General features: G+C 40.9%; 8 protein-coding genes and 1 pseudogene. All 9 read left to right on the top strand.

Annotated elements, in window-relative coordinates; translation table 11 throughout:
• Positions 1 to 650, top strand: a pseudogene (locus ACFVSH_RS20570) (demethylmenaquinone methyltransferase); the annotation flags it as partial.
• Between the two features lie 34 nt (positions 651 to 684).
• Positions 685 to 1,647, top strand: a complete 963-nt coding sequence (hepT, locus tag ACFVSH_RS20565; protein WP_387597643.1) for a heptaprenyl diphosphate synthase component II — start codon at positions 685 to 687, stop codon at positions 1,645 to 1,647.
• A gap of 96 nt (positions 1,648 to 1,743) precedes the next feature.
• Positions 1,744 to 2,190, top strand: coding sequence for a nucleoside-diphosphate kinase (gene ndk, locus ACFVSH_RS20560; protein WP_076365651.1), 447 nt, complete (start codon positions 1,744 to 1,746; stop codon positions 2,188 to 2,190).
• 186 nt (positions 2,191 to 2,376) lie between these two features.
• Positions 2,377 to 3,150, top strand: coding sequence for a CheR family methyltransferase (locus ACFVSH_RS20555; protein ID WP_387707568.1), 774 nt, complete (start codon positions 2,377 to 2,379; stop codon positions 3,148 to 3,150).
• A 255-nt stretch (positions 3,151 to 3,405) separates the two neighbouring features.
• Positions 3,406 to 4,578: a chorismate synthase gene (gene aroC / locus ACFVSH_RS20550; RefSeq protein ID WP_387707566.1), complete on the top strand. Its 1,173-nt coding sequence runs from the start codon at positions 3,406 to 3,408 to the stop codon at positions 4,576 to 4,578.
• A 3-nt stretch (positions 4,579 to 4,581) separates the two neighbouring features.
• A complete protein-coding gene (aroB, locus tag ACFVSH_RS20545) occupies positions 4,582 to 5,661 on the top strand; it encodes a 3-dehydroquinate synthase (protein WP_260286025.1) in 1,080 nt (359 codons plus the stop codon).
• A gap of 25 nt (positions 5,662 to 5,686) precedes the next feature.
• Positions 5,687 to 6,055 (top strand): chorismate mutase, encoded by a 369-nt coding sequence (aroH, locus tag ACFVSH_RS20540; RefSeq protein WP_387707563.1) that lies wholly within the window; start codon positions 5,687 to 5,689, stop codon positions 6,053 to 6,055.
• A gap of 84 nt (positions 6,056 to 6,139) precedes the next feature.
• Positions 6,140 to 7,252 carry a histidinol-phosphate transaminase gene (hisC, locus tag ACFVSH_RS20535; protein WP_192205344.1) on the top strand — a complete coding sequence of 371 codons (1,113 nt, stop codon included), beginning with the start codon at positions 6,140 to 6,142 and terminating at the stop codon, positions 7,250 to 7,252.
• A 47-nt stretch (positions 7,253 to 7,299) separates the two neighbouring features.
• Positions 7,300 to 7,662: a prephenate dehydrogenase/arogenate dehydrogenase family protein gene (locus ACFVSH_RS20530; RefSeq protein WP_387707561.1), complete on the top strand. Its 363-nt coding sequence runs from the start codon at positions 7,300 to 7,302 to the stop codon at positions 7,660 to 7,662.
• The last annotated feature ends 31 nt before the right edge of the window (positions 7,663 to 7,693 follow it).

Raw genomic sequence — 7,693 nt, 5'->3', positions numbered from 1 at the left:
ACAAGATGAATTACATCATCAGCTTTAAACAGCATCTTTAATGGCGTAAGGCTTCAATGGCCATCATGAAGTTCCCAAAAGGCGCCCATGCACTGGATGTATGCTGTGGAACAGCGGACTGGACCATTGCCCTTGCTAATGAAGTAGGACCAGAAGGAAAGGTTGTTGGTCTGGATTTTAGTAAGAACATGCTGAAAATCGGCGAACAAAAGGTGAATGAACTCAATCTAGATCAAGTCTCCCTAATGCATGGGAATGCAATGGAGCTTCCTTTTGAGGATAATAGCTTTGACTATGTCACGATCGGTTTCGGGCTGCGGAATGTCCCTGATTACATGAAAGTGCTTAAAGAGTTAAACCGTGTAGCCAAGCCGGGTGGAATGGTCGTTTGCCTGGATACATCACAGCCAACGATGCTAGGCTTTAAACAGGGCTATTATTTTTATTTCCGTTTCATTATGCCCATGTTCGGCAAATTATTCGCAAAAAGCTATAGTGAATACTCATGGCTGCAGGAATCAGCCCGGGATTTCCCAGGCATGAAAAAGCTTGAAAACATGTTTAAGCAGGCAGGAATGGAAAATGTCAGTTATAAGGCCCATTTCGGTGGGGTAGCAGCAACACATTTCGGGTACAAGCCTTCAAAATAAGCAGAATAGCAATGGACAAAGCTGGGTGGAATGTATGAAATTTAAAATGATGTATTCATTTTTGAATGCAGATTTGCAATTAATAGAAAAAGAGCTGGAAGCCGCAATTGAAGCGGATTCCACGGTTTTAAGGGAAGCTTCCCTGCATTTACTGCAATCCGGTGGAAAACGGATCCGTCCGGTATTCGTCCTATTGGGTGCGAAGTTTGGCAACTATGATATTCATGTCGTAAAACATGTCGCAGCGACTTTGGAACTCATCCATACCGCCTCGCTTGTACATGATGATGTTGTGGATGATGCGGATTTACGCAGGGGATCGGCTACCATTAAGTCAAAATGGGATAATCGTGTCGCCATGTACACAGGCGACTTCATTTTTGCTCGTGCACTGGAAATGATGGCGGTTATCGAGTCTCCGCTTGCGCATCAAATTCTCGCTGATACTATGGTTGAACTATGTCTAGGGGAAATTGAACAAATAAAAGATAAGTACAATTTCGAACAGAATTGGCGGATATACTTTAGAAGGATCAAACGGAAAACGGCATTGCTCATAGCATCCAGCTGCCAGTTGGGAGCCATTTCAGCAGGTGTTGAAGAAAGGGTTCATCAAAAGTTATTTAAATTCGGATATTATGTCGGTATGTCCTATCAAATCACCGATGATATATTGGACTTTACGGCTTCGGAAGAAGAGCTTGGGAAACCAGCCGGCAGTGATTTGATTCAAGGTAATATCACTTTGCCCGTTTTGATTGCTATGGAAGATCCAAAGTTAAAAAAGCTTATCGAAACAGTTCGGGAAGATACGCCAAAAGACGAAATGTTCCATATAATCAATGCGATAAAAACTTCCGGTGCCATTGAACAGGCGGCGAGGATCAGTGATATGTATTTAGAAAAGGCTTTTACTGAATTGAAAGGCCTTCCTGCCATTAAAGCTAGAAAAACGTTATCGGACATCGCGAAAAATATCGGAAAAAGAAAGTTTTGATAATGGGAGTTGCGAAACTCAGCAAACAATGGTAATATTCTAAAAGTATTGCCTTATATAGACAAAATACAATGATACATATTAGGAGTGACATTCATGGAAAGAACATTTTTAATGGTTAAGCCTGACGGCGTTCAACGCAATCTAATCGGTGAAATCGTTTCCCGTTTTGAAAAGAAAGGCTTCCTTCTTGCAGGAGCAAAATTAATGGTGATTTCTCAAGAATTGGCCGAGCAGCATTATGGCGAGCACAAAGAACGTCCTTTCTTTGGCGAATTAGTGGACTTCATTACTTCAGGTCCTGTCTTCGCAATGGTTTGGGAAGGTGAAAACGTAATCGCTACTGCACGTCAAATGATGGGTGCGACTAATCCTAAAGATGCAGCAGCAGCAACAATTCGTGGCGACTTTGCAGTAACTGTCGGCAAAAACATCATTCACGGATCTGATTCAGCTGAAAGCGCTGTACGTGAAATCGGTTTATTCTTCAAAGAAGAAGAAATTGTTGAGTATTCTAAACTTGTAAGCGAGTGGGTTTATTAATTAATACGATCACTCTATAAAAAGCGGGTTCCATCGTCATTATGCGATGGAACCCGCTTTTTTTGTATGGCTTTTTTAGTTTCCCGGCAAGGTGAGGAATTATTTTAGTTTAAAGAAAATATGGCACTCTCCGATATATAAAGGGAAGGACCACTTAAAATAATTATGTGCAGGGGAGTCGTAGGAATGCCTCAAGAATATGAAGAATTTATTCGTAATATCAAAATGTTGACAGGCATTGATTTGGCATTATATAAGGAAGGGCAAATGAAAAGGCGGCTAACAACTCTATATGAAAAAAGAGGATATCATTCATTTCGTGAATACTATAAAGACATTCAAACCAATTCCGGAGTTTTAAATGAGTTTTTGGATAGAATGACAATCAATGTTTCCGAATTTTATAGAAATGCGAAAAGGTGGGAAGTGTTGGAGCGTAAAATCCTTCCTGGATTATTAGCAAGCAAAAAAAAGTTGAAAATTTGGAGTGCAGCCTGTTCAACTGGCGAGGAACCATATACGATTGCAATGATATTATCCAATCTGGTTCCGCTTAGCCAGATAGAGATATTGGCGACGGATCTGGATGAAAATGTATTGGCGCGAGCGAAATTGGGGTTGTATCCTGAACGTTCCTTAAATGAAGTACCTGAAGAAATCAAAAGGAAATACTTTGAAAAAAGGGATGAGTTTTATCGTGTCGATGATGAAATCAAGAGAAGTGTGACATTTAAAAAGCAAAACCTTCTCGCTGATCGGTTCGAACGGGAGTTCGATTTAATCGTTTGCCGCAATGTTTTAATTTATTTCACTGAAGAAGCCAAAAATTTATTATATGAAAAATTCAGTGCATCACTAAAAAGTGGCGGGGTCTTTTTTGTAGGAAGTACAGAGCAAATATTCACCCCAGGAAAATATCAATTTGAAACGGTCGACACATTTTTTTATAAGAAAAAGTAAATACTTTGGATAAAAAGGGACTGATTCTGTACATAAGCATTCAGTCCCTTTTCGTTTGTCGTGAAAAGGCAAATCCAGTAGAACTCAAATTTGAAAGATTAAACTATATCGAAAATGTTTAAGTACTTGTAAAATAGAGAGAAAAGTGATTAAATTCAAACAATATGGTTTTTACGTTTTACATATACCCATATTTCATAAAATTGTGGTATATTGATACATATACACTTTAAAGTGCTAAAAGGGGGCTGGAAGATGAGATATTTAACAGCGGGAGAATCACATGGTCCGCAACTGACTACTATCATTGAAGGGTTACCGGCAGGAATGCCGATATCGAATGAGGATATTAATCAAGAGTTAGGGCGCCGGCAAAAAGGGCATGGACGTGGAAGAAGGATGCAGATCGAGAAAGATCAGGCATTCATTTCTTCGGGAATCAGACATGGCTACACACTCGGTTCACCGGTTGCTTTGGTGGTTGAGAACGATGACTGGAAGCATTGGACAAAGATTATGGGAAGTGAAGGGCTTTCTGAAGAGGAAGCTGAAGAAATTAAACGTAAAATCACCCGGCCTCGTCCTGGTCATGCCGACTTGAACGGCGGGATTAAATATGGGCACCGCGATTTGAGAAATGTTCTGGAACGCTCTTCAGCCCGTGAAACGACAGTTAGGGTGGCTGCAGGTGCTGTCGCTAAAAAGCTATTGTCTTTATTGGGGATAGAAGTGGCATCGCATGTTTTGGAAATTGGCGGAGTGAAGGCAGAACTGCCAAAATACGAAACGATTCAGCAATTGCAACAAGTAACGGAAGAATCTTCTGTTAGATGTTTTGACAAAAACGTAGAGCAACAGATGAAGGATGCAATTGATGAAGCTAAACAAAAAGGAGATTCCATCGGCGGAATCGTTGAAGTCATTGTAGAAGGAATGCCTGTAGGTGTGGGAAGTTATGTGCATTATGACCGTAAGCTTGATGCAAAACTAGCCGCAGCGATAATGAGCATCAATGCTTTTAAAGGTGTGGAAATAGGTCTTGGATTTGAAGCGGCCCATCTATTCGGCAGTGAGGTCCATGATGAAATCGCATGGGACGAAGATCAGGGTTATTACCGGAAAACCAATCGCCTTGGCGGTTTTGAAGGCGGTATGACAACTGGAATGCCGATAGTTGTACGCGGTGTGATGAAGCCGATCCCGACTTTATATAAACCTTTGAAAAGTGTTGATATCGATACGAAGGAAGTGTTTGAAGCAAGTGTCGAACGTTCCGATAGTTGTGCGGTTCCTGCTGCAGCGGTAGTTGCTGAAGCGGTAGTGGCATGGGAGCTGGCGGCTGCCATCATTGATCAATTCCCTTCAGATCGGTATGAGCAATTAGCAGCATACATGAAATCATATCGGGAAGAAGTAAAGGGGTTTTAAATCATGGAATCCATCCAAATAAAAACGGCTTCCAAGCAATATCCGGTTTTAATTGGCAAGAGGGCAATAAATGAATTGCCAGAATTAATAACACACGAATTAAATCATCTAAACAAGATTCTGATCATAACTGATGAGAAAGTGGCGGCACTTCATTTGGAAACTGTAAAAAACGCTCTGATCAAGACGGGAAAACCGGTCCTGCATCATGTAGTGCCAGAAGGGGAGCATGCTAAAACTTTCGATGTGTTTTATGAATGCCAAAGCTTCTGCTTATCCCATCAGATTAATCGCAAGTCATTGATTATCGCCCTTGGCGGTGGTGCAGTCGGTGACTTGGCTGGATTCGTTGCGGCCACTTTTATGAGAGGGATTCCATTTATACAGGTTCCGACCACTTTGCTCGCCCATGATAGTGCAGTGGGCGGCAAGGTTGCCATCAATCACCCGCTGGGGAAAAATATGATTGGGGCCTTTCATCAGCCTGAAGCGGTCATTTATGATCTTGAGTTTCTTAAAACTTTGCCTCTTAAAGAATTAAGGTCAGGTTTTGCGGAAGTCATTAAACATTCCTTGATAGCAGATAATGAGTTTTATCTATGGTTAAAGTCGAATATTGTTGATTTGAATGATCTAACGGATGAGCAGTTCCTGACAATGATTACAAAAGGAATTGGCATTAAAGCTAAAATTGTCGAAGAGGATGAGAGGGAAAACGGCATTCGTGCCTTTTTGAATTTTGGTCATACGCTTGGACATGCAGTGGAAAGTTCAATGGGATACGGAAACTTTACGCATGGTGAATCAATTTTAATCGGGATGGTATATGCTCTTAGATTAAGCAGAAAAAAAGTGGATCTCGATTTTAAACTAGATGAGTTTATTGGCTGGGTTTCTTCTTTAGGTTATCAAATAATCATTCCAACCCGACTTGAACATGCAATGCTACTTGATTTAATGAAAACAGACAAAAAATCGGTCAATGATTCAGCTACCTTTGTTCTGCTAAACGAAGTGGGGTCACCGCTATTAATGGATATAGCCGACTCTGAGCTGATAGAGGAAATGGCGGATATGATATAGAGTTCTAAAGAAGGGGGGACTATGTGTGATAAGAGGAATAAGGGGTGCCACTACAGTAGAGAGAGACACAGAGATGGAAGTGATTTCAGCTGTCGAAAAGTTGATGGCGGAGATCATTCTGGTCAACCAGATTGATCCTGATATGGTAGCTTCTGTATTTTTTTCTGCGACGGAAGAGATTCGTTCTGTCTTCCCCGCCAAAGCCTTGAGGAAATTCGAAGGCTGGACTTATGTACCGGTTACATGCATGAAAGAAATACCGGTGACCAACTCCCTGCCATTTTGCATCCGGGTCATGATCCACGTAAATACGACGAAATCTCAAAAAGAAATACATCATGTATACCAGGCAGGGGCTACGGTATTACGGCCAGATTTGACAAAGCAGATATAAGATGATTTTAAATCTATGAATATGATATACTACTTTCGTACTTTGTTACTTTAAAGTGATAAAATATATATAGAGGTGATTGACATGAAATGGAATGAAGCGGTCCTTTCCTTGAAGTCTTATCAACCGGGAAAATCCACTGATGAAGTGAAAAAATTATACGGGTTGGAAAAAATCACGAAATTAGCTTCAAATGAAAATCCTTTTGGCTGTTCGGAAAAGGTCAAGGAATCCGTTAGGAATTCAACCCATTCGTTTGCCATCTATCCGGATGGATATGCCACGATGCTTAGGGAAGCTGTTGCAAAACATACAGGTGTGAAAGAAACTCAGCTTATTTTTGGAAATGGATCTGATGAGAACATTCAAATCATCTCCAGAAGTCTATTGGGAGCAGGAAAGAATACGGTCATGGCAACAGGCACTTTTTCGCAGTATCGCCATAATGCCACGTTAGAAGGTGCGGAAATCAGGGAAGTTCCCCATATTGATGGTGCTCATGATCTAGAAGGAATGCTTAAAGTAATAGATGAAAAAACAGCTGTAGTCTGGCTTTGTACACCAAATAATCCAACTGGTAAATACATTTCGGAACAGGACTTAGTATCGTTCATCGAAAAAGTGCCGGAAGATGTTCTTATCGTTTTAGATGAAGCTTATTGTGAATATGCAACAGCTGAGGATTACCCGAGAACGAATCAATGGATTAATAAATATAAAAATTTGATCATACTCCGGACATTCTCAAAAATTTATGGACTTGCCAGTTTTAGGGTAGGGTATGGTTTGGCGGATGAAGATATTATTCAGAAACTAGATCCATCCCGGGAACCATTCAATGTGAACACATTTGCACAGAATATTGCTATCGTCGCATTGGAAGATCAAGCCTTCATTGAAAAATGCAAGGAAGAAAATCAAAAAGGGCTCAAGCGGTACTATGAATTTTGCAATAAGGAAAATTTAGCTTATTACCCGTCACAAGGTAATTTCATCTTTATCCATTTTAAACAGGATGCCGACGTGGTGTTTCAATATTTGCTTGAACGCGGGTACATCGCAAGGTCGGGGAAATCTTTCGGTTTTCCTAACAGCCTGAGGGTAACGATTGGCTCCACTGAAGAAAATGAAGGAATGATTAATGCTATTAAAACTTTTTTGAATGAAGCTGAGGCACCTTCTGATTCGCTGCTTTAACGTTTCATCAAACCTAGAGGAGCATAAAAGATGCGGGGGAGAGAAGAGTGAAGGGTAAGGTTTTTGTAATAGGTTTAGGTCTAATTGGCGGATCACTGGCCATGGCTGTACGCCATGCACATCCTGAAGCCGTGATTGTTGGTACGGACCTAAGTGAAAAGAATGTTCAACTATCGACGCTATTGGGGATCATTGATGAGTCTGTATCATCTTTGGAAGCGGGAGCACGTGAAGCTGATTTGATTCTACTTGCTGTGCCTGTCAATGAAACCGTGAAGATTTTAGCTCAATTGGCCGATATGGATTTAAAAAGTGATGTCCTCATATCGGATGCAGGAAGTACGAAGGATACAGTCGTAAAGGCAGCAAAACCATTGATAGATAAAGGAGATACCGTAAATTTGCGTTAAGCGTTCGGCCGTCATTCCCATATGTTCATTT

Origin of the sequence: Peribacillus sp. NPDC058002 (assembly GCF_042886655.1) — a bacterium.
GTDB lineage: Bacteria > Bacillota > Bacilli > Bacillales > DSM-1321 > Peribacillus > Peribacillus aracenensis.
The sequence above is the reverse complement of the archived record's forward strand: the minus strand, read 5'-3'. Positions and strand labels throughout refer to the sequence as shown.